Origin of the sequence: Cronobacter sp. HA18006, from assembly GCF_011605445.1 — a bacterium.
GTDB lineage: Bacteria > Pseudomonadota > Gammaproteobacteria > Enterobacterales > Enterobacteriaceae > Cronobacter > Cronobacter sakazakii.
In genome coordinates, this window is the sequence record NZ_JAANQB010000024.1 from 164564 (window position 1) to 187433 (window position 22870).

The 22870-nt window shown below is 59.5% G+C and carries 20 protein-coding genes; 11 read left to right on the plus strand and 9 right to left on the minus strand.

Features of this window, described 5'->3' with window-relative positions; translation table 11 throughout:
* Positions 1–6 precede the first annotated feature (6 nt).
* On the minus strand, positions 7–1173 hold the full coding sequence (entC, locus tag G9X48_RS18815; RefSeq protein WP_097641429.1) for an isochorismate synthase EntC: 1167 nt from the start codon (positions 1171–1173) through the stop codon (positions 7–9).
* Positions 1174–1360: 187 nt separating this feature from the next.
* Between entC and fepB the strand changes: the two genes are divergently transcribed.
* Entirely contained in the window at positions 1361–2320 is a 960-nt protein-coding gene (gene fepB / locus G9X48_RS18820) for a Fe2+-enterobactin ABC transporter substrate-binding protein (RefSeq protein ID WP_097641430.1), read from the plus strand.
* Positions 2321–2345: 25 nt separating this feature from the next.
* Here fepB and entS read toward each other — a convergent pair whose 3' ends face one another.
* Positions 2346–3587, minus strand: coding sequence for an enterobactin transporter EntS (gene entS, locus G9X48_RS18825; protein WP_097641431.1), 1242 nt, complete (start codon positions 3585–3587; stop codon positions 2346–2348).
* A 107-nt stretch (positions 3588–3694) separates the two neighbouring features.
* On the opposite strand from entS, the gene fepD reads away from it, so the two are divergent.
* The 3 genes from fepD to fepC are packed head-to-tail and all read left to right on the plus strand — an operon-like array spanning position 3695 to position 6479.
* On the plus strand, positions 3695–4702 hold the full coding sequence (fepD, locus tag G9X48_RS18830; RefSeq protein ID WP_097641432.1) for a Fe(3+)-siderophore ABC transporter permease: 1008 nt from the start codon (positions 3695–3697) through the stop codon (positions 4700–4702).
* Entirely contained in the window at positions 4699–5691 is a 993-nt protein-coding gene (gene fepG / locus G9X48_RS18835) for an iron-enterobactin ABC transporter permease (protein WP_097641433.1), read from the plus strand. Before fepD ends, fepG begins: the two co-directional genes overlap by 4 nt.
* Positions 5688–6479, plus strand: coding sequence for an iron-enterobactin ABC transporter ATP-binding protein (gene fepC, locus G9X48_RS18840; RefSeq protein ID WP_012124074.1), 792 nt, complete (start codon positions 5688–5690; stop codon positions 6477–6479). The genes fepG and fepC overlap by 4 nt, the downstream gene beginning before the upstream one ends.
* Before the next feature lie 315 nt (positions 6480–6794).
* Here fepC and maeB read toward each other — a convergent pair whose 3' ends face one another.
* Positions 6795–9074 carry an NADP-dependent oxaloacetate-decarboxylating malate dehydrogenase gene (gene maeB, locus G9X48_RS18845; RefSeq protein ID WP_085045645.1) on the minus strand — a complete coding sequence of 760 codons (2280 nt, stop codon included), beginning with the start codon at positions 9072–9074 and terminating at the stop codon, positions 6795–6797.
* A 281-nt stretch (positions 9075–9355) separates the two neighbouring features.
* Between maeB and tal the strand changes: the two genes are divergently transcribed.
* Positions 9356–10306 (plus strand): transaldolase, encoded by a 951-nt coding sequence (gene tal / locus G9X48_RS18850; protein WP_007893829.1) that lies wholly within the window; start codon positions 9356–9358, stop codon positions 10304–10306.
* 20 nt (positions 10307–10326) lie between these two features.
* Positions 10327–12321: a transketolase gene (gene tkt / locus G9X48_RS18855; protein WP_014728327.1), complete on the plus strand. Its 1995-nt coding sequence runs from the start codon at positions 10327–10329 to the stop codon at positions 12319–12321.
* A 193-nt stretch (positions 12322–12514) separates the two neighbouring features.
* On the opposite strand, the gene G9X48_RS18860 is transcribed toward tkt, so the two are convergent.
* The 5 genes from G9X48_RS18860 to nudK all read right to left on the minus strand — a co-directional run bounded on the left by G9X48_RS18860 (position 12515) and on the right by nudK (position 16370).
* The gene (locus tag G9X48_RS18860; protein WP_041460416.1) at positions 12515–13012 is read right to left on the minus strand and encodes a YbjP/YqhG family protein; all 498 of its coding nucleotides are present in this window, start codon (positions 13010–13012) and stop codon (positions 12515–12517) included.
* Positions 13012–13380, minus strand: a complete 369-nt coding sequence (locus tag G9X48_RS18865) for a hypothetical protein (RefSeq protein ID WP_032968345.1) — start codon at positions 13378–13380, stop codon at positions 13012–13014. The genes G9X48_RS18860 and G9X48_RS18865 overlap by 1 nt, the downstream gene beginning before the upstream one ends.
* Before the next feature lie 221 nt (positions 13381–13601).
* On the minus strand, positions 13602–14546 hold the full coding sequence (locus G9X48_RS18870; protein ID WP_097641434.1) for a hypothetical protein: 945 nt from the start codon (positions 14544–14546) through the stop codon (positions 13602–13604).
* Between the two features lie 75 nt (positions 14547–14621).
* Positions 14622–15665, minus strand: a complete 1044-nt coding sequence (locus tag G9X48_RS18875; protein ID WP_054625788.1) for a DUF1176 domain-containing protein — start codon at positions 15663–15665, stop codon at positions 14622–14624.
* A 129-nt stretch (positions 15666–15794) separates the two neighbouring features.
* Entirely contained in the window at positions 15795–16370 is a 576-nt protein-coding gene (gene nudK / locus G9X48_RS18880) for a GDP-mannose pyrophosphatase NudK (RefSeq protein WP_007777142.1), read from the minus strand.
* Between the two features lie 197 nt (positions 16371–16567).
* On the opposite strand from nudK, the gene narP reads away from it, so the two are divergent.
* Positions 16568–17212, plus strand: a complete 645-nt coding sequence (gene narP, locus G9X48_RS18885) for a nitrate/nitrite response regulator protein NarP (protein WP_004386541.1) — start codon at positions 16568–16570, stop codon at positions 17210–17212.
* A gap of 134 nt (positions 17213–17346) precedes the next feature.
* The gene (gene acrD, locus G9X48_RS18890) at positions 17347–20463 is read left to right on the plus strand and encodes a multidrug efflux RND transporter permease AcrD (protein WP_097641435.1); all 3117 of its coding nucleotides are present in this window, start codon (positions 17347–17349) and stop codon (positions 20461–20463) included.
* Between the two features lie 107 nt (positions 20464–20570).
* Here acrD and ypfM read toward each other — a convergent pair whose 3' ends face one another.
* Positions 20571–20630 (minus strand): protein YpfM, encoded by a 60-nt coding sequence (gene ypfM, locus G9X48_RS18895; protein ID WP_100207200.1) that lies wholly within the window; start codon positions 20628–20630, stop codon positions 20571–20573.
* Positions 20631–20825: 195 nt separating this feature from the next.
* On the opposite strand from ypfM, the gene G9X48_RS18900 reads away from it, so the two are divergent.
* From G9X48_RS18900 to dapE, 3 genes are all read left to right on the plus strand, one after another.
* Positions 20826–21257 (plus strand): GNAT family N-acetyltransferase, encoded by a 432-nt coding sequence (locus G9X48_RS18900; protein ID WP_105629532.1) that lies wholly within the window; start codon positions 20826–20828, stop codon positions 21255–21257.
* Between the two features lie 104 nt (positions 21258–21361).
* Complete coding sequence (locus G9X48_RS18905) at positions 21362–21718, plus strand: ArsC family reductase (protein WP_004386537.1); 357 nt, start codon at positions 21362–21364, stop codon at positions 21716–21718.
* 4 nt (positions 21719–21722) lie between these two features.
* A complete protein-coding gene (gene dapE, locus G9X48_RS18910) occupies positions 21723–22850 on the plus strand; it encodes a succinyl-diaminopimelate desuccinylase (RefSeq protein WP_012124066.1) in 1128 nt (375 codons plus the stop codon).
* The last annotated feature ends 20 nt before the right edge of the window (positions 22851–22870 follow it).

Below are 22870 nucleotides of genomic sequence, written 5' to 3' on the forward strand. Positions count from 1 at the left end.
AAAACCTCAGTGAAGACCTAAAACGTGGAGCATGGTGGAGAGCTTGACGCCGGTTTCGCGCCACTCGGAAGCTGGATCGGACGCCGGAACAATGCCCGCGCCCGCAAACAGCCGCACCTGGTTTTCCCGCAAACGCGCGCAGCGGATAGTCACCGCCCACTCGCCGTTGCCGTCGGCATCGCACCAGCCAACGATCCCGCCGAACAGTTCACGATCGAACGGCTCCAGCTCAGCGATATACGCTTTCGCCGCCTCGTGCGGGTAACCGCTCAGCGCGGGCGTCGGGTGCAGCAGGCAGGCGAGCGACAGCGCGTTGTCATCCGCAAAGCGCATTTCGCCCTCCACGGGCGTCGCGAGATGCCAGAGCGTCGGCGTGGTAATCAGCTCCGGCGCGCCCGGCATCGCAAGGCGCTGGCTGCGCGGCGCGAGAACGTCGCGCATCGCCTGCGTCACCAGCTCATGCTCGTGGCGATCTTTGGCCGAACAGAGCAGCGCCTGGCCTGCGCTTTTATCCTGCGCCGCGTCGGCATGGCGGCGCGCGGAGCCCGCCAGCGGCAGCGAGCTGAACGTATTGCCATCTTTGCGCAGCAGCAGTTCCGGGCTTGCGCCGAGCAGCGCGCCGCCGTCCGGCAGCGGCACGTGAAAGTTAAAACTCGCGGGGTTCTGCGCCACCAGACGCGCCAGCAGCGCGAGGCTGTCCGGAGCCTGTTCGGTGGTGATGTCGATAAGGCGGGAGAGCACGATTTTGCTGACCGCAGGCGTCGCGGTCAGCGCGGCGGCGCGCGCCACCATCGCCATAAACGTCTCTTCATCCGGGAGCGCCTCACGGCTCATCACACGCGGCGCGGCGCTGTTGTCGATAAGCGAATAACCGCCGCGCGCGGTGTCACTGTAGCTTTCGGGAATAAACAGCGCGGACGGCTTGCGCGTATCGAACGGAATAGCGCCGACGACTATCGGGCGCGCGATGCCCTGCCGGCGGGCGCGGTCAAACGCGTTACGCAGTGCGGTCTGAAATACGCCGTGACGCGCTGCGCCGTCGGCCGCGGGCGTCTCCAGCCGCATAAAACAGCCGCGGGTGGTGAAGCTGCGATAAGGCGACATGAAGAAAAAGCTGTCAGATGAAAGGGTTGCGGCAGCGTCGCAGCGTTCCCCGGCCAGTGACGTGTCCATGCGCTCCTCCTGTACCAAAAAAGTGAACTGATAATTGTTATCATTTGTATTTGGAGGCGTAACCTAAGGCGAAATGACGGGGTTGTCAACCACAGGGGCGAAACAGAGGCGACAGCGCCGCTTGCATCCTGTCGGCAAATGATGAAAATGAGAAGCATTATTAACTCATCGTACAGGAATTGTTGCCGTGACGTTCACTTCCGCCCTGCGCGCCGCCCTTGCCGCCAGCCTGCTGCTTTTAGGAATATCCTCAGTCTCACAGGCGGCGTCGTGGCCGCGTCAGGTGACCGACAGCCGCGGCGTACATACGCTCGAAAAAGCGCCGCAGCGCATTGTTTCTACCAGCGTCACGCTGACCGGTTCGCTGCTGGCGATTGACGCGCCGGTGGTGGCGAGCGGCGCGACGTCGCCCGGTAATCGCGTTGCCGACGACCAGGGGTTTTTGCGCCAGTGGGGTGACATCGCCAAAGCGCGTCATGTTGAGCGGCTGTACATCGGCGAGCCAAACGCTGAAGCTGTCGCCGCGCAGATGCCGGATCTGATACTGGTGAGCGCGACCGGCGGCGATTCGGCGCAGGCGTTGTATGAACAGTTTTCCGCTATCGCGCCGACATTAATCATCAATTACGACGACAAAAGCTGGCAGGCGCTGTTAACGCAGCTTGGCGAGATAACAGGCCATGAGAAGCAGGCCGCCGCGCGCATCGCGCAGTTCGATCAGCAGCTTGCGCAGGCAAAAGCGCAGATGACGCTGCCGCCGCAGCCCGTGAGCGCGCTGGTTTATAACCCTGCCGCGCACGGCGCGAATCTCTGGACCGCCGAATCGGCGCAGGGGAAATTGCTCGGCCAGCTCGGCTTTACGCTCGCGCCGCCGCCCGCCGCGCACGGCCTCACCAGCATGGGCAAACGCCACGACATTATTCAGCTCGGCGGTGAAAATCTGGCGGCGGGGCTGAACGGCGAGACGCTGTTTTTGTTCGCGGCTGATGATAAAGACGCGGCGGCACTGATGCGCGACCCGTTGCTCGCGCACCTGTCGGCGGTGAAAAATAAACGCGTTTACGCGCTTGGCACCGAAACCTTCCGGCTCGATTACTACAGCGCCAGCCTGTTGCTGAAACGGCTTGAAGCGTTGTTCAAAGAGTAAAAGACGGGGCCGACTGGCCCCTTTTTTAATGCGGCGCGGGTTCCGGCGGCTGGCGTAGACAGCGCAGTTCCGCCAGCAGCAGTGCCAGCGCAAGGGTAATAATCGCAAGCCCCATCCCGCCCACGCTCGCTGCGCTCACGGGCGACAGCCACGCGCCCATCCCACCGAGTGCCGCCGCACCGATGGCGTCGCCCGTCACGTTTTGCGCCGTCCAAAGCCCGTTAATGCGCCCGAGCATGTGATCCGGCGTGCGGGTCTGGATAAGCTGGTACTGAATCAGCGAACTCACGCCGCTCAGGTAGCCGAACAGCGTCAGGCAGATAAACGCCAGCGGCCAGAACGGCATCAGGCTGAACACACTCACTGCCGCCAGCGCCAGCACGGAAGAAACCAGCATTGTGCGGCCAGGGCGTGGCGCGTGCGCGAGCCCGCCGCTGGTGAGCGCGCCCAGCGCCGCGCCGAGCGGCACGGCGGCGTACAACACGCCGATTTCGCCGCTCGCCATCTGCCAGTGGTTCGCAAGCGCCGGATAGAGCACGCGCACCGCGCTCGCCATCGTCAGCAGCGCGCCGATCAGCGCCACGCCGCCCACCACCGGGCTTGCCGCGAGAAAGCGCAGCCCGTCGGCCAGCGCGCGCAGCGGATGCTGGCGCTGCATCTGCGGCGCGGGCAACGCCGGAAGGGTCAGCAGCGGCAGGAGCGTGAGAAAGGTGCCGAGCGCCGCCAGCGCGTAGTTCCAGGCCACACCGCCCCAGGCCAGCAGCACGCCGCCGAGCAGCGGCGAAATCACCGAACCCAGGCGCACCGTCAGCATGGTAATCGCCCCCGCCTGCATCAGGTTTTCACGCCCGACAATAGCGGGCGTCGCCGCCAGCAGCGCCGTCACGCCGATCGCCCCGAAAAACCCGTCCCACAGCCCGAGCGCGTAAATCGCAATAACCGACGGCGCGGGCAGCATGGCGTTGATCCAAAGCCCGATAAACCCGAGGCCGCAGGTGGAGCGCGCCAGCAGAATGAGCGTTTTGCGCTCGTAGCGGTCGGCCAGTACGCCGCCCGTCATCAGCCCGATAAACATCGCCGCCCCCGTCAGCGTGACCGCAAGCCCCACCTGAAAAGGCGAGCCGGTGAGCGTCTGGATCTGTACCGGCACCGCCACGCCAAGCAGACCAAGGCCGAGAATGGAGATAAAGCGCGCCAGAAAGACGGCGCGGTAAGCGGGATGAGTTTTCAGTAACGAGAGGTTGAGCAACAGCGAATGTCGGTTCATTACAGGGCCTTAACGCGAATTTTCCTTGCCGGATAACGGGACGGCCATGCTAACATAGCCAGATAAGAGTGATAATAACTATCATTATCGATTCCAGGATGTGCGTTATGTCGGCCTCGCGCCTTTCCTCCAGGATGGTTGTCCTGTTGTGTCTCTTGTTATTGCTGCTGTTGATGGCCGCCCTCAGCCTGCGGGTGGGTGCCAAATCCCTGCCCTTTTCTCTTGTGATGGACGCGCTCACCGGCACCTGCCGCGAGGCGGACTGCACCATCGTGCTTGATGCACGCCTGCCGCGCACCCTTGCGGGGATTGTCGCCGGGCTGTCGCTCGGGCTTGCCGGCGCGCTGATGCAAACGCTGACCCGCAACCCGCTCGCTGACCCCGGCCTGTTAGGCGTGAACGCCGGTGCCAGTTTCGCCATTGTACTGGGCGCGGCGCTGTGGGGCGTGAGCGATCCGCTGCCTGTTCTCGCGCTGGCGCTGTGCGGCGCGCTGGCCGCCACGCTCATCGTGGCGTTTACCGGCAGCGCGGGCGGCGGACAGCTTAGCCCGGTGCGCCTGACGCTCGCGGGCGTGGCGCTGGCCGCGGTGCTGGAAGGGCTTTCCGGCGGTATCGCGCTCTTAAACCCGACAGTGTATGACCAGTTGCGCTTCTGGCAGGCGGGCTCGCTTGATATCCGTACCCTGACGACGCTTAAAGCCATCGCGCCGCTCGTGCTCCTGGGCGCGGTTATCGCGCTGCTGCTGGGGCGCGCGCTGAACAGTCTCAGTATGGGAGCCGACACAGCGACGGCGCTCGGCAGCCGCGTGGCGCGCACGCAGGTGCTAGGGCTTGTCGCCATTACGCTTCTGTGCGCCAGCGCCACCGCCGTGGTCGGCCCCATCGCCTTTATCGGCCTGATGATGCCGCACCTGGCGCGCTGGCTGGTGGGCGCGGATCACCGCTGGTCGCTGCCGGTGACGCTGCTCGCCACACCGTCGCTGCTGCTACTCGCGGATATCATTGGCAGGCTGATAGTGCCGGGCGAGCTGAGGGTCTCAGTGGTCAGCGCGTTTATTGGCGCGCCCGCGCTCATTTATCTGGTGCGCCAGCGGCGCGGCGCAGGCGCATTATGAGATCCGTTCCCCCTCGTTTAGGGCTCTTTTGCCTGCTGACGCTGAGCCTGTGCACAGGTCTCGGCCTCTGGGCGTTGACGCAGGGCGCGGTGACGCTTGAGGCCCGCAAGGTGCTGGACGCGCTGACCGGCCACGCGCCGCGCAATGTTTCGCTTATCGTCACCGAATGGCGGCTGCCGCGCGTGGCGATGGCGCTGCTGCTGGGTGCCGCGCTCGGCGTGAGCGGCGCGATTTTCCAGTCGCTGATGCGCAACCCTTTAGGCAGCCCGGATGTGATGGGCTTTAACACCGGCGCGTGGAGCGGCGTGCTGGTGGCGATGGTGCTGGCGGGCCAGCATCAATCCGCTATCGCGTTCGCCGCCATCGCGGGCGGCACGCTGACGGCGTTTGTCGTCTGGCTGCTCGCCTGGCGCAACGGCATCGACACTTTCCGGCTGATTATTATCGGCATTGGGGTGCGGGCGATGCTGGTGGCGTTCAATACGTGGCTGCTGCTGCAGGCGTCGCTTGAGACGGCGCTGTCCGCGGGCCTGTGGAACGCCGGTTCGCTGAACGGCATGACCTGGGGGAAAACGCTGCCCGCCGCCCCGCTGCTTGTGCTGGCGCTGCTGGCGAGCGCGCTGCTGGTGCGCCGGATGCGGCTGCTGGAGATGGGCGACGACAGCGCCTGCGCGCTGGGGGTGGCGGTGGAACGCTCCCGCCTGTTGCTGATGCTGACCGGCGTCGTGCTGACCGCAGGCGCGACGGCGATGGCCGGGCCGATTTCCTTTGTGGCGCTGGTGGCCCCGCATATCGCGCGTCGCTTAAGCGGCACCGCGCGCTTTGGGCTGACGCAGGCGGCGCTGTGCGGCGCGCTGCTGCTGCTGGCCGCTGACCTGTGCGCGCAGTATCTGTTCACGCCTTATCAGCTGCCGGTGGGCACCGTCACCGTCTGCCTCGGCGGCATTTATCTCATCGCCTTGTTGATACAGGAGTCACGCAGGAGATGACTATGACTTCACGCTTAACCGGCGAAGCGCTGACGCTGGGCTACGGCGATTTTCGCGTCGCCGACGGGCTGAACGTGGCGATCCCCGATGGCAAATTTACCGCGATTATCGGCCCGAACGGCTGTGGCAAATCGACGCTGCTGCGCACGCTGAGCCGCCTGATGAAGCCGCTCGGCGGGCAGGTGCGCCTCGACGGCCAGGCTATTCAGCACTTCGCCACCAAAGAGGTGGCGCGGCGCATTGGCCTGCTCGCGCAGAACGCCAGCGCGCCGGGGGATATCACCGTTGCGGAGCTGGTGGCGCGTGGGCGTTATCCGCATCAGCCTTTGTTTACCCGCTGGCGCGACGAGGACGAGCGCGCGGTGCAAAAGGCGATGGCGGCGACCGGCGTGACCGCGCTTGCCGACCAGAGCGTCGATACGCTCTCCGGCGGCCAGCGCCAGCGCGCCTGGATTGCGATGGTGCTGGCGCAGGAGACCTCGATTCTGCTGCTCGATGAGCCGACGACCTGGCTTGATATCAGCCATCAGATCGATCTGCTGGAACTGCTCTGCACGCTTAACCGTGAGCAGGGGTATACGCTTGCCGCGGTGCTGCACGATTTGAACCAGGCGTGCCGCTACGCGAATCATCTGATTGCGTTGCGGGACGGGAAGATTATCGCCGAAGGCGCGCCGTCAGAGATTGTGGACGCGGCGCTTATCGAGGCGATTTACGGGTTACGGTGCATGATTATTGAGGATCCGGTGGCGGGTACGCCGCTGGTGGTGCCGCTCGGGCGGCGGTGAGCGTGGGTGAATGGCGGGTGCGGCTGGAAAAATGGTGGGTGCGCTGCGCTTACCCACCCTACAAAACCACGAACAACCGCTTTGCCGTGTAGGGCGGGTAAGCATGCGCACCCGCCGGGTTAGCGTCAGGTGGGTGCGCTGCGCTTACCCACCCTACCAACACCACGAAAACCATTTTCCCTTGTAGGGCGGGTAAGCCTGCGCACCCGCCGGGTTAGCGTCAGGTGGGTGCGCTTCGCTTACCCACCCTACAAAACCACGAATAACCGCTTTCCCTTGTAGGGCGGGTAAGCCTGCGCACCCGCCATTTACCAATTACAGCGGGTTGGTTTGCGCTTCGACCACCGCCAGCGCCACCATATTCACGATACGGCGAACCGAGGCGATCGGCGTCAACACATGCACCGGTTTCGACACCCCCATCAGCACCGGCCCCACGGTCACGCCCTCGGAGCTTGATACGCGCAGCAGGTTATAGCTGATACGCGCCGCTTCCACGTTCGGCATAATCAGGATATTGGCCGAGCCTTTTAGCGGGCTGTCCGGCATACGATCGTTGCGGATACTCTCCACCAGCGCCGCGTCGCCGTGCATCTCGCCGTCGATCATCAGATCCGGGGCGCGCTCACGCACCAGTTGTAGCGTTTCGCGCATTTTGCTGGCGGCAGGCGAATCGGAAGAACCAAAGTTGGAATGCGACAACAACGCCACTTTTGGCTCGATCCCGAAACGACGCACCGTTTCCGCCGCCATGACGGTGATCTCCGCCAGCTGTTCCGGCGTCGGATCGTCGTTCACGTAGGTATCGGCGATAAACGTATTGCCGCTCGGCAGCAGCAGCGCGTTCATCGCACCTGCGGCTTTCACGCCGTCGCGATAACCGAAAATTTGCTGAACCACGCTGAAATGCTCATGATAATCGCCGATCGTGCCGCAAATCATCGCGTCGGCTTCGCCGCGATGCACCATGATGGCACCAATCACCGTGCTATTGCCGATAACGGCGCGCTGCGCCTGCTCCTGCGTGATGCCACGGCGCTTCATAATGCTGTAGTACTCGTTCCAGTACTCCTTAAAGCGCGGGTCCGACTCGTTATTCACGATCTCGAAATCTTTGCCCGCCTCGATTTGCAGACCGAGTTTTTTCAGGCGCATCTCGATAACGCCAGGGCGGCCCACCAGTACCGGCTTTGCCAGGCCAAGCGTAATCAGCTCCTGGGTCGCATGCAGCACGCGCGGCTCTTCGCCTTCGGTCAGCACCACGCGCTTCGGATCTTTGCGCGCCTGGTTGAAGACCGGCTTCATGAACAGGTTGGTTTTGTAGACAAATTCGGTGAGCTTGTCTTTATATGCGTCGAAATCCTCAATCGGGCGGGTCGCCACGCCGGAATCCATCGCCGCTTTCGCCACCGCAGGCGCGATAGTCACAATTAAGCGCGGATCGAACGGTTTCGGAATGATGTAATCCGGCCCGAACGACAGCTCCTGATCTTCATACGCGGAGGCCACCACTTCGCTCTGCTCGGCGTGTGCCAGTTCAGCGATGGCATGGACCGCCGCGAGCTTCATCTCTTCGTTGATGGCGGTCGCGCCGACATCCAGCGCGCCACGGAAGATAAACGGGAAGCAGAGGACGTTGTTCACCTGGTTCGGGAAATCTGAACGGCCGGTGCAGATGATCGCATCCGGACGCACCGCTTTGGCGAGCGGCGGCATGATTTCCGGCTCGGGGTTGGCGAGTGCCAGAATGAGCGGCGAATCCGCCATCTTTTTGACCATCTCCTGGGTCAGGACTTTCGGGCCGGAGCAGCCAAGGAAGATATCCGCGCCCTCAATCACGTCGCCCAGCGTGCGCTTGCCGTTGTCGTCAATCGCATAAGCGGCTTTGGTTTCCGCCATGTTCTCTTCACGGCCTTTGTAGATAACGCCTTTGGAATCGCACACCACGATGTTGTGCTTCTGCATGCCAAGCGCCACCAGCAGATTCATACAGGCGATGGCGGACGCGCCCGCGCCGGAAACCACAAGGCGCACGTCGGAGATATTTTTCTGCACCACGCGCAGGCCGTTTAACACCGCGGCGGTACAGATGATGGCGGTGCCGTGCTGATCGTCATGAAACACCGGAATGTTCATGCGCTCGCGCAGCTTCTGCTCGATGTAAAAACACTCCGGCGCTTTGATATCTTCCAGGTTGATACCGCCGAAGGTCGGCTCCAGCGCCGCCACCACATCAATCACTTTATCGGGATCGTGTTCGTCGATTTCGATATCAAACACATCGATACCGGCGAATTTCTTAAACAGAACACCCTTGCCTTCCATCACCGGTTTACCGGCCAGTGCGCCGATATTGCCAAGCCCCAGCACCGCGGTGCCGTTGGAGATAACCGCCACAAGGTTGCCGCGCGCGGTGTATTTATGGGCGGCCAGCGGGTCGGCGGCGATTTCCAGACAGGGCGCGGCTACGCCTGGCGAATAGGCCAGCGCCAGATCGCGCTGGGTAGCCAGCGGTTTGGTCGGAGAAACCTGAATTTTGCCTGGGACCGGGAATTCGTGAAAATCGAGGGCGCTCTGTTTTAGTTGCTCATCCATTTTACTGATCCTTTTTCTTTTGCAGGGTATGAAGCGGCGTGTCGCACGCTCGTTTAACCAGGCCGTCAGTATCGCCCGTTAGCGGCGGCTAAACTTTGAAGACCGCCAAACTCTGAGTCATGCAACCCTTTGATGTTATCAATTTATAGCAGCGATGTTGCCGGTTCGGGAAAGCATTGCTATGCGCGTCTGCTATGCTTTTTTGTTATGTCCCTGATGAGATCCCGGCGGGCGACACTGACAGCGCCCCATAAAATCTTTGCTTTTCAAGGAGTAGCAAAATGAACCAACTCGATGGCATTAAACAATTCACAACGGTAGTCGCCGACAGCGGCGATATTGAATCCATTCGTAACTATCAGCCTCAGGACGCGACCACCAACCCTTCCCTGCTGCTGAAGGCCGCAAGCCTTGAGCATTACCAGCATCTGTTCACCGATGCGCTGGAATATGGCAAAAAACGCGGCAGCACGCAAAAAGAGCAAGTGGCGGAAGCGAGCGACAAACTGGCCGTCAATGTGGGTGCGGAAATTCTGAAAAGCATTCCGGGGCGCGTCTCAACCGAAGTGGACGCCCGCCTGTCGTTCGACAAAGAAAAAAGCATCGCCAAAGCGCGTCGCCTGGTGGAGCTGTACCAGGAACAGGGCATCGATAAATCGCGCATTCTGATTAAGCTCGCTTCCACCTGGGAAGGCATTCGCGCCGCAGAAGAACTGGAAAAAGAAGGCATTCACTGCAACCTGACGCTGCTGTTCTCCTTCGCCCAGGCGCGCGCCTGCGCCGAAGCGGGGGTGTATCTCATCTCCCCGTTCGTGGGCCGTATCTATGACTGGTACAACACCCGCAAACCGATGGACCCGTATGTGGTTGATGAAGATCCCGGCGTGAAGTCGGTGCGTAACATCTACGACTACTACAAGCAGCATAACTACCAGACCATCGTGATGGGCGCGAGCTTCCGCCGTACCGAGCAGATCCTGGCGCTGGCGGGCTGCGACCGTCTGACCATCTCCCCTAACCTGCTGAAAGAGTTGCAGGAAAGCGATGCGCCGGTGGCGCGTAAGCTGATTCCGGCGTCCCAGGGCTTTAACCGTCCGCAGCCGATGACCGAAGCCGAATTCCGCTGGGAGCATAACCAGGACGCGATGGCGGTCGAAAAACTGGCTGAAGGCATTCGCCAGTTCGCTGTCGACCAGCGTTCACTTGAAGATCTGCTTGCCGCCAAACTTTAACTTTTGCCATGGAGAGAAACATGTCTCGTCAGCTTTTAGCCAACGCCATCCGTGCGCTGAGCATGGATGCAGTTCAGAAAGCCAAATCCGGTCACCCCGGCGCGCCGATGGGGATGGCGGATATCGCCGAAGTGCTGTGGAACGATTTCCTCAAGCACAACCCGACTAACCCGACGTGGTATGACCGCGACCGCTTTATTCTTTCCAACGGCCACGCCTCGATGCTGCTCTACAGCCTGCTGCATCTGTCGGGCTACGACCTGCCGATGGAAGAGCTGAAAAACTTCCGCCAGCTGCACTCCAAAACGCCGGGCCACCCGGAAATCGGCTATACGCCGGGCGTGGAAACCACCACCGGGCCGCTCGGTCAGGGGCTCGCGAATGCCGTGGGTCTGGCGATTGCCGAGAAAACGCTCGCGGCGCAGTTTAACCGCCCGGGCCATGAGATCGTCGATCACAATACCTATGTGTTTATGGGCGACGGCTGCCTGATGGAAGGTATCTCCCATGAGGTCTGCTCGCTCGCGGGCACGCTGGGTCTTGGCAAGCTGATTGGCTTCTACGATCACAACGGCATTTCCATTGATGGCGAGACCGAGGGCTGGTTTACCGATGACACCGCCAAACGTTTTGAAGCCTACCACTGGCACGTGGTGCATGAGATTGACGGCCACGATCCAGAGGCTATCAAGCGCGCCATTGAAGAGGCGAAACAGGTTACCGATAAACCGTCGCTGATTATCTGTCGCACCGTCATTGGCTTCGGCTCGCCGAACAAAGCGGGTAAAGAGGAATCCCACGGCGCGGCGCTTGGCGAAGAAGAAGTGGCGCTGACCCGTAAACAGCTCGGCTGGAACTACCCGCCGTTCGAAATCCCGGATGAGGTTTACAAAGGCTGGGATGCGAAGGAAAAAGGCCGCCAGGTTGAAGCGAGCTGGAACGAGAAATTCGCCGCGTATCAGGAAGCCTACCCGGAACTGGCGGCAGAGTTTAACCGCCGTATGGGCGGTGAAATGCCGGAAAACTGGCAGCAGGTGACGCAGGAGTACATCGAAAAACTCCAGGCGGAACCGGCGAAAATCGCCTCCCGTAAGGCGTCCCAGAACGCGCTGAACGTCTATGGCCCGGTACTGCCGGAGTTGCTCGGCGGCTCGGCAGACCTCGCACCGAGCAACCTGACTATCTGGTCGGGCTCGACATCGCTGAAAGAAGATCCGGCGGGCAACTACATTCACTACGGCGTGCGCGAATTCGGCATGACGGCCATCGCCAACGGCATCGCCCACCACGGCGGCTTTGTGCCCTACACCGCCACCTTCCTGATGTTCGTCGAATACGCCCGCAACGCGGCGCGCATGGCGGCGCTGATGAAAGCACGGCAGATTATGGTCTACACCCATGACTCTATCGGTCTTGGGGAAGACGGCCCGACGCACCAGGCGGTGGAGCAGCTCGCGAGCCTGCGCCTGACGCCGAATTTCAGCACCTGGCGTCCATGTGACCAGGTGGAAACCGCGGTGGCGTGGAAAGCCGCTATCGAGCGCCATAACGGCCCGACGGCGCTGATCCTCTCTCGTCAGAATCTGGCGCAGATTGAGCGCTCGCCGCAGCAGTTGAAAGATGTGGCGCGCGGCGGGTATATCCTGAAAGACGCGGGCGGCAAACCGGATCTGATCCTGATTGCCACCGGTTCGGAAGTGGAAATCGCCGTTCAGGCGGCAGAAAAACTGCGTGGCGACGGCGTGGCGGTGCGTGTGGTATCGCTGCCGTCGACTGATGTCTTTGACGCGCAGGATGAAGCCTACCGTGAATCGGTGCTGCCGTCTGACGTCAGCGCGCGCGTGGCGGTGGAAGCGGGCATCGCCGACTACTGGTACAAATATGTCGGCCTGAAGGGCGCTATCGTCGGCATGACCGGCTATGGCGAATCCGCGCCCGCGGAGAAACTCTTCCCGTACTTCGGCTTTACCGTCGAAAACGTGGTAGAAAAAGCCCGCAAAGTGCTCGGCAAATAAGCCAGCCTTAACGGGCTGACGCCGATCGTTTAAGCGTACCTGAACGATCCTGCCAGTAAGAAATAAGCCAGAGTCAGTTTCCTGATTCTGGCTTTTTTATGACTGCACACGATATGGATTTCGTTATCCGTTCAGCTTTAAATCACATAAAGCTTAAGTGAGCGGCATTACGGCAGATGACTGGGGTTATTCTTTACAGGCCGCCTTGAGCAGCAGACTTCGCGCGAGCGATGGCGCCGGCGTTAAATATTGGATGCTCATAGTTATCGGTGACATCACGGACTCGGTATATCTTCCAGATGTCTGACTCCCGACGAACAAACACTTCCAGCTCTAATTTTTTCCCGCCCTCCCTGCCAATCCATACCGACATTACCTCGCCCCCCATGAACGGCCTGGCGGCACCGACAGTTAGCGCCGATATCCATGATGGATCATAGTCCTGTGCATAAGCGAAGTAATCCGAGCCAATCAGGTCTTGTTCTGATATCGACTCGATATCCTCCAGTCTCTTGATCGTGTCGGCAGAAACATATTCGCGCAAATCAGACGGCGAATATTGATTGTCGCTACTTGTAAGAGACATCAGATAAGTAGAATAAAAAGAATGTACTCGCGTCGGCGCGCTCTGTTCCGGCTTAACTGCGCAAGCGGAGAGCAAGAAAGCGCATAACACTATTGCAGCTCGCATCAATTCATCCTGTATATTTTGAAAGCCGGTTGGGCGGCGCGATACCCTGGGCCCGGGTACATACTGCGTTGCCTGAAATCGGAGATCCACTGCGTGCCATCATACATTGTCATATGCCCGCTCGGGTTCCCTCCGGGATACGGCTGAATCACAGCAACATCACCGCTCAATAATGTTGAGCCCGGCGGGACTTCATGAAATCCAGCGCGCAGTAATGCAGGCCCGTAATCTTTTGCGTTTAGCGTTCTCTCCAGCCGTATGCCGCCAGCAGCTATAGCCTCCCTTGTAAAGGTCGCACATTCGTTATGTGAATGACCGAGCGCGCGGGACCGGAGATGCGAAATAGCAACGTCTTTATTCCAGTTCATTCTTAGTTCCTTTAAGCATGAAAAATGGAATTATTGCGTTAACCACAACTATTTTGTGGGATAAAAATGCTGAAATTATCCCACTTAAAATGATTATTTCCGGATTCAGCCCGGCAGAACTCGCCTGCAAGCAAACAGGATCGAACGGGTGCCTCTCGTTCCTCGGCGCAAGGGTTTTAAATTAGCCTTAACAGGCTGGCTTTTTTATTTCCGGCGCGGTTTTATTTCAGGACGTTCAGCGTCTCGGCGCTTTTGTTTATCACAATATCTTCCGTTTTCTCATCCCACTGCGCCTGCGAGACAATCACCTGCCCCGGATGCTCTGGGTCTCGCGTTACCAGCGACGTGCCATCCACATCCTCCTGCACGTTCAGGTTCATGGAAAACGAGGGAATCGCTTTTACCCACTGCTGTTGCTGCACGTCATAGAGATAGGTCGCCCGCCAGGCGCTGCTCCACCATTCGGGATAAATCAGCGCGCGGTCGCGTCCGCTGTCGTCAAGATTTGAGAGCGCTTCGACACCGCCGCCGATGCAGGAGGCAATTGCTGCCGGTTTGATCGCCGGATCGCTGTTCCACAGCTGGCATTCACACTCACCGCTCTCATCGCAGACGCCGTTGGTTTTCGGGTCATGCGCCGTCAGCCAGGCGTAGCTTTTGGCGGTGCCGTTAAACCGCCCGCCCGCCAGACGGTAATCGCGCGTTTTCTGGCGATTCGCCTCGGTTATCCAGTCGGTTTCTTCGCTGATGCGCCAGCCTGCGGTCTGTTTCGTTAAGGTGAGCTGCGCCGGATAGTTGCGCGGCGTTTGCGGCTCAAGCCCCGCCTGTTTCACAAACGTGGCCTGTACGGCAAGCGGCTGCCCGTCCTGTTCGGTGAGCGTGATATTGCTGATGATGGCCTGTGCGTAGTGCGGATGTTTTTGCACGAAGGCGGCGTTTTCCTGGATAACGGCGTCGCGCGCAAGCGCTTTGCCGTACCAGCTGACCTGTTCGCTATAAAGCGCCGCGCCTGCCTGGGCGGAGGGATGATTTTTAAACTCGTTCCAGCGCGCGACCAGCGCGTTCGCGTCGCGCTCGTCCTGCGGTGTCATTGCGGCACTGGCGCAAAGCGACAGTCCTGTGAGCGCCAGTCCGAGAACCGCGCGCAGCCCCTGTGTGAAAGCCATACATTCCCTGCCATTGTTATTGGTTATGTTAAGCCACAGGAATATACGCAAAAACGCGCGCCGCCAGAAGCGGGATTATTGAGTCACCCAGAGCGTCGGCCAGGCGTCCGGACCGTGCCAGTTGTCGCAGCTTGGCTCTTCGGCGTAACGCACCAGGCGAAACCGCTGGCCGTCGAAGCGCCAGCGCGTCGCGACGCCGCAGTCGCCGAGGCCGCGGCCTTTGGAGAGCGTGGTCAGTTCTTTGGTTTTTTCATCGAAGCTCGCGTTCATCAGTTCCAGCTCTTGCTCTTTATCGGCAGGCAGGAACGGCAGGCGCAGGCGCACCATGCGCGAGGCAAACGGCTTCTGGCGCGACACCAGCCAGGCAAGATCCACCGTGTTGTAAGCGCCCGCTTCACAGCTGATTATCATCAGCGCCGTGTCGTCGGAGAGGGCGGAAATACGCACTTCGCGGCGCATCGGATCAAGCGAGCACTGGCTGTTGGTCATCCGCCAGGTGCCGTAATCGAGCAGTTCGTTCAGCTCGTCGTGAGAGAGCGGCGTCGGCGTCGGGTTGGTGATTTTGACGCCCCGGATAGCAGGCGCAGGCGGCACGCTGAGCGGCGGGTTGTTGCCCTTCTTGATCCACGCGGTTTCGCTGCCGACGCGCTTTTGCTGGGCATCGATAAACAGCAGTGCGGCTTTCAGCCCGTCGAGCGACAAACGCCCCGGCCCGTCTTTCAGCGTAATGACCGACGATTCTTTAATCTGATCGAGAAAATCGATAATGGTAGTCGGGTCGTCCGTCATCAGGCGGCGCGGCATATCACGCCATTTGCTGCCCGCCGGCACCAGCGTTTTGCCATCCAGCAAGAGACGCGGGGCAAGCGGCGGTGCTTTATTCACGGCGGCCTCCGGTTTGCCCGCCTCGATGCGCAGCGACGCGTCGGGTTTCGCACCGGCGCTGCGCGATAGCGTCATCACCAGATCCTGATGGCCGCCGACGTTACGGGCCGTGCAGAAATTCTGGTTATTGCAGGTCACCTGCCAGTCACTAAAAATCTTCTGCGCGGGCGCAGCCCAGAGCGGCGAGGCGAGCAGCAAAGAACAGCTAAAGAGTGACAGCAGACGAAAAAGCATGAACGGCGCGTATCCCGGGCGTAAACAGCGGTAGAAGAAACGCGCCTATCTTCGTTGCCCTGCACGGGCGGCTCAATCGGATTTATCGGATAGCAATATCCGTAATACCGCCTCTTATTGTGAGGGAAATCAGTCCATTATTCCGCGTAGCTGAAGATGCTGGAGCAGCAGCACCGTTTTCGCATCGCGAATAACACCCTGTTTCACCTTTTCCAGGGCTTCACTGAAGGGCATTTCCAGCACTTCTATCTCTTCATCTTCTACGCCGCCGCCTTCGTTCGCGCGTGAGGCATCGTCATATTCCGCGATGAACAGATGAATGAGTTCGGTAACGCCGCCGGGGGAGGTATAAAGCTCAAAGACTTTCTCCGCCGCGTTCACGCGGTAGCCAGTTTCCTCGATGGCCTCTTTGCGAATGCAGACTTCCGGCTCGTCATCGTCAAGAAGCCCCGCACACGCCTCAATCAGCATCCCGTCCGGGTTACCGTTAACCCAGGTGGCGACGCGAAACTGACGGATCAACACGACGCTTTTTTTCTCGCGGTTATACAACAGTACGGCAGCGCCGTTGCCGCGATCGTAGACTTCGCGCTTGTGGCGGACCACTTCGCCATCTTTTCGCGTCAGATCGTAGGTAATATTGCGCAGAACAAAGTAGTTTTCCGAGAGAATTTTATCTTTTATCAGTTCGACATTTAACGACATAGCGACTCCATAAACGCCTGGTGTGGGGTGAATAGTACGACCCGAAACGCCATTTGTCGCCCCCGGCGCGTCGCCGGAATAACGGCGCTTTTTCCGGTATTCTGCCCATTGCCGGCGGCGTCTGGCGGTTAAGCTTACGCTCAGGCTATGGTTTATCCAGCCGCAACGCAGAAAAAACCCACAAGAGCGGAGTAAGCATGTCGCAAATTATCCCCTGGCACGTTCTTATCGTTGACGATCACCCGCTGATGCGTCGAGGCCTGCGACAGTTGCTTGAAACCGATGCGCGGTTTCGGGTGACGGGCGAAGCAGGCAGCGGCGAAGAAGCGATAGCGCAGGCGCGGGCGCTTTCCCCGGACGTCATTTTGCTGGATCTGAATATGCGGGGTTTAAGCGGGCTGGATACGCTGACGATGCTGCGCCGCGACGGCGTGAACGCACGGATTATCGTACTGACGGTCTCTGATGCGCAAAGCGATATTTTTGCCATGACCGATGCGGGCGCTGACGGCTATCTGCTGAAAGACAGCGAACCGGAAGCGCTGCTGGAGGCCATCCGGGCAGGTGCGGCGGGTGCTGGCGCGTTCAGCGAGCAGGTGCAGGCGTATCTGCTCGCGCGCAAGCCTGATGAGCAACGCGACGCGCCGTTTGCGCTGCTGACCGGGCGCGAGCTTGACGTGTTGCAGGAAGTGGCGCGCGGGCTCTCCAATAAGCAGATTGCGTCGGCGTTACAGATCTCGGAAGAGACGGTAAAAGTGCATATTCGCAATTTACTGCGCAAACTTAACGTGCGTTCGCGCGTCGCGGCGACCGTCCTGTTTCTGGGATCCCGGAGCGCGTAAGGGTCTGCGCGGCGTCGCGCGAGATAATTTACATTATCTCCTTATTTTCTCCACGTTTGTTGTGTGCCCTGAGGCTACAGTGATTGCGGCTACCAATAATAACGACGCTAAGCATTTAAGAGGTCCCGACTCGCATGGCGAATTTCTTTATCGATCGCCCGATTTTTGCCTGGGTGCTGGCAATTCTCATCTGCCTGACCGGCACACTGGCGATATTTTCACTTCCCGTTGAGCAATATCCCGAACTGGCACCGCCTAACGTGCGCATCACGGCAAACTACCCTGGCGCCTCCGCCCAGACGCTGGAAAATACCGTTACGCAGGTTATCGAACAGAACATGACCGGCCTCGATAACCTGATGTATATGTCGTCGCAAAGCAGCGCCACCGGCCAGGCGACCGTGACGCTGAACTTCAAAGCAGGCACCGACCCGGATGAAGCGGTCCAGCAGGTGCAAAACCAGCTGCAATCCGCGCTGCGAAAGCTCCCCCAGGCCGTACAGACGCAGGGCGTGACGGTGCGCAAAACCGGCGATACCAACATTCTGACTATCGCGTTTGTCTCCACCGATGGCAGCATGGATAAACAGGATATCGCCGACTATGTGGCGAGTAATATTCAGGAGCCGCTCAGCCGTATCAACGGCGTCGGGGATATCGACGCTTACGGTTCGCAGTACGCGATGCGCATCTGGCTCGACCCGGACAAGCTCACCAGCTTTCAGCTCACCACGGCGGATGTGGTGGCAGCGATTAAATCGCAGAACAGCCAGATAGCGGTCGGCCAGCTCGGCGGCACGCCGTCTGTGGATAATCAGGCGCTGAACGCCACCATCAACGCGCAGTCGCTGTTACAGACGCCGGAGCAGTTTCGCGCCATTACGCTGCGCGTGAATCAGGACGGTTCGACCGTCACGCTCGGCGACGTGGCAACCGTCGAAATGGGGGCCGAGAAATATGATTATCTGAGCCGCTATAACGGCAAAGCGGCCTCGGGGCTCGGCGTGAAGCTCGCCTCAGGCGCGAACGAGATGGAAACGGCGCAACTGGTGCTGAACCGCCTCGACGAGCTGTCGCACTATTTCCCGCACGGGCTGGAATATAAAGTCGCGTATGAGACCACCTCGTTTGTGAAAGCCTCGATTACCGACGTGGTGAAGACGCTGCTTGAAGCGATCGCGCTGGTGTTTCTGGTGATGTATCTCTTTTTGCAGAATTTCCGCGCCACGCTGATCCCGACCATCGCCGTGCCGGTGGTGCTGCTCGGTACCTTCGCAGTGCTCTACAGCTTCGGCTACAGCATTAATACCCTGACGATGTTCGCAATGGTGCTGGCGATAGGCCTGCTGGTGGATGACGCCATCGTGGTCGTGGAAAACGTCGAGCGCATTATGAGTGACGAAGGGCTGTCACCGCGCGCCGCCACGCGTAAATCGATGGGCCAGATCCAGGGCGCGCTGGTGGGTATCGCCATGGTGCTCTCGGCGGTGTTTATCCCGATGGCGTTTTTCGGCGGCACCACCGGCGCGATTTACCGCCAGTTCTCCATCACGATTGTCTCATCGATGGTGCTGTCGGTGCTGGTCGCGATGATCCTCACCCCTGCCCTGTGCGCCACGCTGCTTAAGCCGCTGAAAAAAGGCGAACACCACGGCTCGCGCGGGTTTTTCGGCTGGTTTAACCGCACCTTTGAGCGCAGCGCGCTGCGTTATGAATCCGCCGTAGGAAAAATTTTACAGCGCAGCCTGCGCTGGATTTTGCTCTACGCCCTGCTGCTCGGCGGTATGGTGTTTCTCTTTTTACGCCTGCCCACGTCGTTTCTGCCGCAGGAGGATCGCGGCATGTTTATTACGTCAGTCCAGTTGCCCTCTGGCTCCACCCAGCAGCAGACGCTGAAAGTGGTGCAGCAGGTGGAGCGCTATTTCTTTGAGAAAGAAAAAGCCAACGTCGCCTCGGTGTTCGCGACCGTCGGCTCCGGCCCCGGCGGCAACGGCCAGAACGTGGCGCGCATGTTTGTGCGCCTGAATCCGTGGGAGGATCGCGACCCGGACACCGGCAGCGCGGATGCCATCATTGAGCGCGCCACGCAGGCTTTTCGCCATATTAAAGAGGCGCGCGTGTTCGCGAGCAGCCCGCCTGCCATCAGCGGCCTTGGCAGCTCCGCCGGGTTTGATATGGAGCTTCAGGATCACGCCGGGCTTGGGCATGACGCGCTGATGCAGGCGCGCGATCGCCTGCTGGACATGGCAAGCCAGGAGCCTGCGCTGACCCGCGTGCGCCACAACGGCCTGGATGACAGCCCGCAGTTGCAGATAGACATCGACCAGCGCAAAGCCCAGGCGCTCGGCGTTTCCATTGACGATATTAACGACACGCTGCAAACCGCGTGGGGCTCAAGCTATGTGAACGACTTTATGGATCGCGGGCGCGTTAAAAAGGTCTATGTGCAGTCGGCCGCGAAATACCGGATGCTGCCGGAAGATATTACGCGCTGGTATGTGCGCAACCAGGCGGGCGCGATGGTGCCGTTCTCGGCCTTTGCGACGTCACGCTGGGAAACCGGCTCGCCGCGCCTTGAGCGCTACAACGGCTATTCAGCGCTGGAGATTGTCGGCGAGGCGGCACCGGGCGTCAGTACCGGCACCGCGATGGACGTGATGGAGAAACTGGTGAGCCAGTTGCCGACTGGCTTTGGGCTGGAGTGGACAGCGATGTCGTACCAGGAGCGGCTTTCCGGCTCGCAGGCGCCTGCCCTTTACGCGCTCTCGTTGCTGGTCGTGTTCCTGTGCCTGGCGGCGCTGTATGAGAGCTGGACGGTGCCGTTCTCGGTGATGCTGGTGGTGCCGCTCGGCGTGATTGGCGCACTGCTCGCCACCTGGCTGCGCGGGCTTGAGAACGACGTCTATTTCCAGGTGGGGCTGCTGACGGTCATCGGGCTTTCCGCCAAGAACGCGATACTGATTGTGGAATTCGCCAACGAGATGAACAGCAAAGGCCACGAGCTTATCGCCGCGACGCTCGATGCCTGCCGCCAGCGCCTGCGGCCGATTTTAATGACGTCGCTGGCGTTTATTTTCGGCGTGCTGCCGATGGCGACCAGCAGCGGCGCAGGCTCTGCCAGCCAGCACGCGGTCGGCACCGGCGTGATGGGCGGGATGATCTCCGCAACGCTGCTGGCAGTTTTCTTCGTGCCGCTGTTCTTTGTACTGATCCGCAGACGTTTTCCGCTTAAGCCTGCGCCGGAAGAATAACCCCGAAAAGAAAAAGGCGACCTTAACGGTCGCCTTTTGGTATGTTCAGTGAGTGGAATCACTGCTGTGTGTCTATTAAAGCGATGTGCTCTTGCTTATTGCTGGACTTATTTACGAAGCATCGCTTCAATAAAATCTTTCCAGTTCCCCAGTTCATGTTCAATCATAATGACCTCTCTTATTATTGTTTGCATGGTACAAAAATAATGACGCGGAGTGAAGACAATTTAACCAATCGAATTGATAAGCCTCCCTCATGTATTTGTTATCGGCTTACAGTTCACTATGACGAGGATAAGTTTTCTGTTGTGTGACGGCTGGCAATATTCGGGAATTTTTTACTGAAAAAGAGGCAACCTGGCATGCGCATCATCACAAATCAAAACCATGAAATGCCTGACTGGCAGGCGCTGGCGACGCTGATTGAACGAGCGGGACTCGGCGCGCGCGACCCGCAGGAGGTCGAACGCTGCTACCGCAATAGCACCTTCTGCTGGTACGGATTTCATGAGGAAAAGCCGGTCGCGACCGCGCATGCGATTAGCGATCTGACATGGTCAAGTTACGTCGCCGATATTGTTGTCGATCCCGATTATCAGGGCCGCGGTTTCGGGAATCAATTAATGGACGAGATCCTCGCAACGCTTTTACCTTTTGGTAAAGTTTTTATCTATGCAGTTTTAGATAAGGTCGCTTTTTATAAAAAATATCAATTCCGCGAATTAACCAGCGGAATGGTCTGCGCCACCGATGAAAAATTATTCAAAATGCACGAACAGGGATATATACGCTAACCATAATTGTCAGTGATGCGTTATATTAGCAGGCTATTGTTTACCCTATTATCTGTTCGGATAATTTGTTTAACTGGACCGATTTTGGACAAAAGGATTCAATTATGGTCGTGATGTACGGCATTAAAAACTGCGACACCATTAAAAAAGCCCGCCGCTGGCTTGAAAATAATCACGTCGATTATCAATTTCACGACTACCGTACCGACGGCCTTGATGCACAAATGATGCATAAATTTATCGCTGAGCTGGGCTGGGAGGCGCTGCTGAATACTCGCGGTACCACATGGCGTAAACTCGACGAGGCGCAACGCGCGGCAATTACCGACGCCGACAGCGCGGCCGCGCTGATGCTGGAAATGCCTGCAATCATCAAACGACCATTGCTCTGCGCGCCGGGTAAGCCTATGCTGCTTGGTTTCAGTGAATCCACCTACCAGCACTATTTTAACGAGGTCTAGTGTTATGTCTTGCCCGGTTATTGAGCTGACGCAGCAGCTAATTCGTCGCCCTTCTCTGAGCCCCGATGACGCGGGCTGTCAGGCGCTGCTGATTGAGCGGCTGCAGGCCGTAGGGTTTACGGTTGAGCCGATGAATATCGGCGACACGCAGAATTTCTGGGCATGGCGCGGCACCGGCGAGACGCTGGCCTTCGCGGGGCATACCGATGTGGTGCCGGCGGGCGATGTCGAGCGCTGGATCAATCCGCCGTTTGAACCGACCATTCGTGACGGGATGCTGTTTGGCCGCGGCGCGGCGGACATGAAAGGCTCGCTGGCGGCGATGGTGGTGGCGGCGGAGCGGTTTGTCGCGCAGCATCCGCACCATCGCGGGCGTCTGGCGTTTCTGATCACCTCTGATGAAGAGGCGAGCGCCACCAACGGCACCGTGAAAGTGGTCGAAGCGCTGATGGCGCGCGGCGAACGTCTCGATTATTGCCTGGTGGGCGAGCCCTCCAGCAGCGAAGTGGTCGGCGATGTGGTGAAGAATGGCCGTCGCGGCTCGCTCACCTGCAACCTGACCATTCACGGCGTGCAGGGTCACGTGGCGTATCCGCATCTGGCGGATAACCCGGTACATCGCGCCGCGCCGATGCTCAATGAGCTGGTCGGTATCGAGTGGGATCGCGGCAATGAATTTTTCCCGCCGACCAGCATGCAGATCGCCAATATTCAGGCGGGCACCGGCAGCAATAACGTGATTCCGGGCGATCTCCACGTACAGTTTAACTTCCGCTTCAGCACCGAGCTGACCGACGAGATGATTAAACAGCGCGTCGTGGCGCTGCTGGAGAAATATCAGCTGCGCTACACGCTGGACTGGTGGCTCTCCGGCCAGCCGTTCTTAACCGCGCGCGGTAAACTGGTCGATGCGGTGGTGAACGCCGTTCACCACTATAATGAAATTAAACCGCAGCTGCTGACCACCGGCGGCACGTCCGACGGGCGCTTTATCGCCCGCATGGGCGCGCAGGTGGTGGAGCTTGGGCCGGTCAACGCGACGATTCACAAAATCAACGAATGCGTGAAAGCGTCCGACCTGCAGCTGCTGGCCCGTATGTATCAACGCATTATGGAGCAGCTCGTCGCCTGACGCGCGCTCTCAAGACGAGG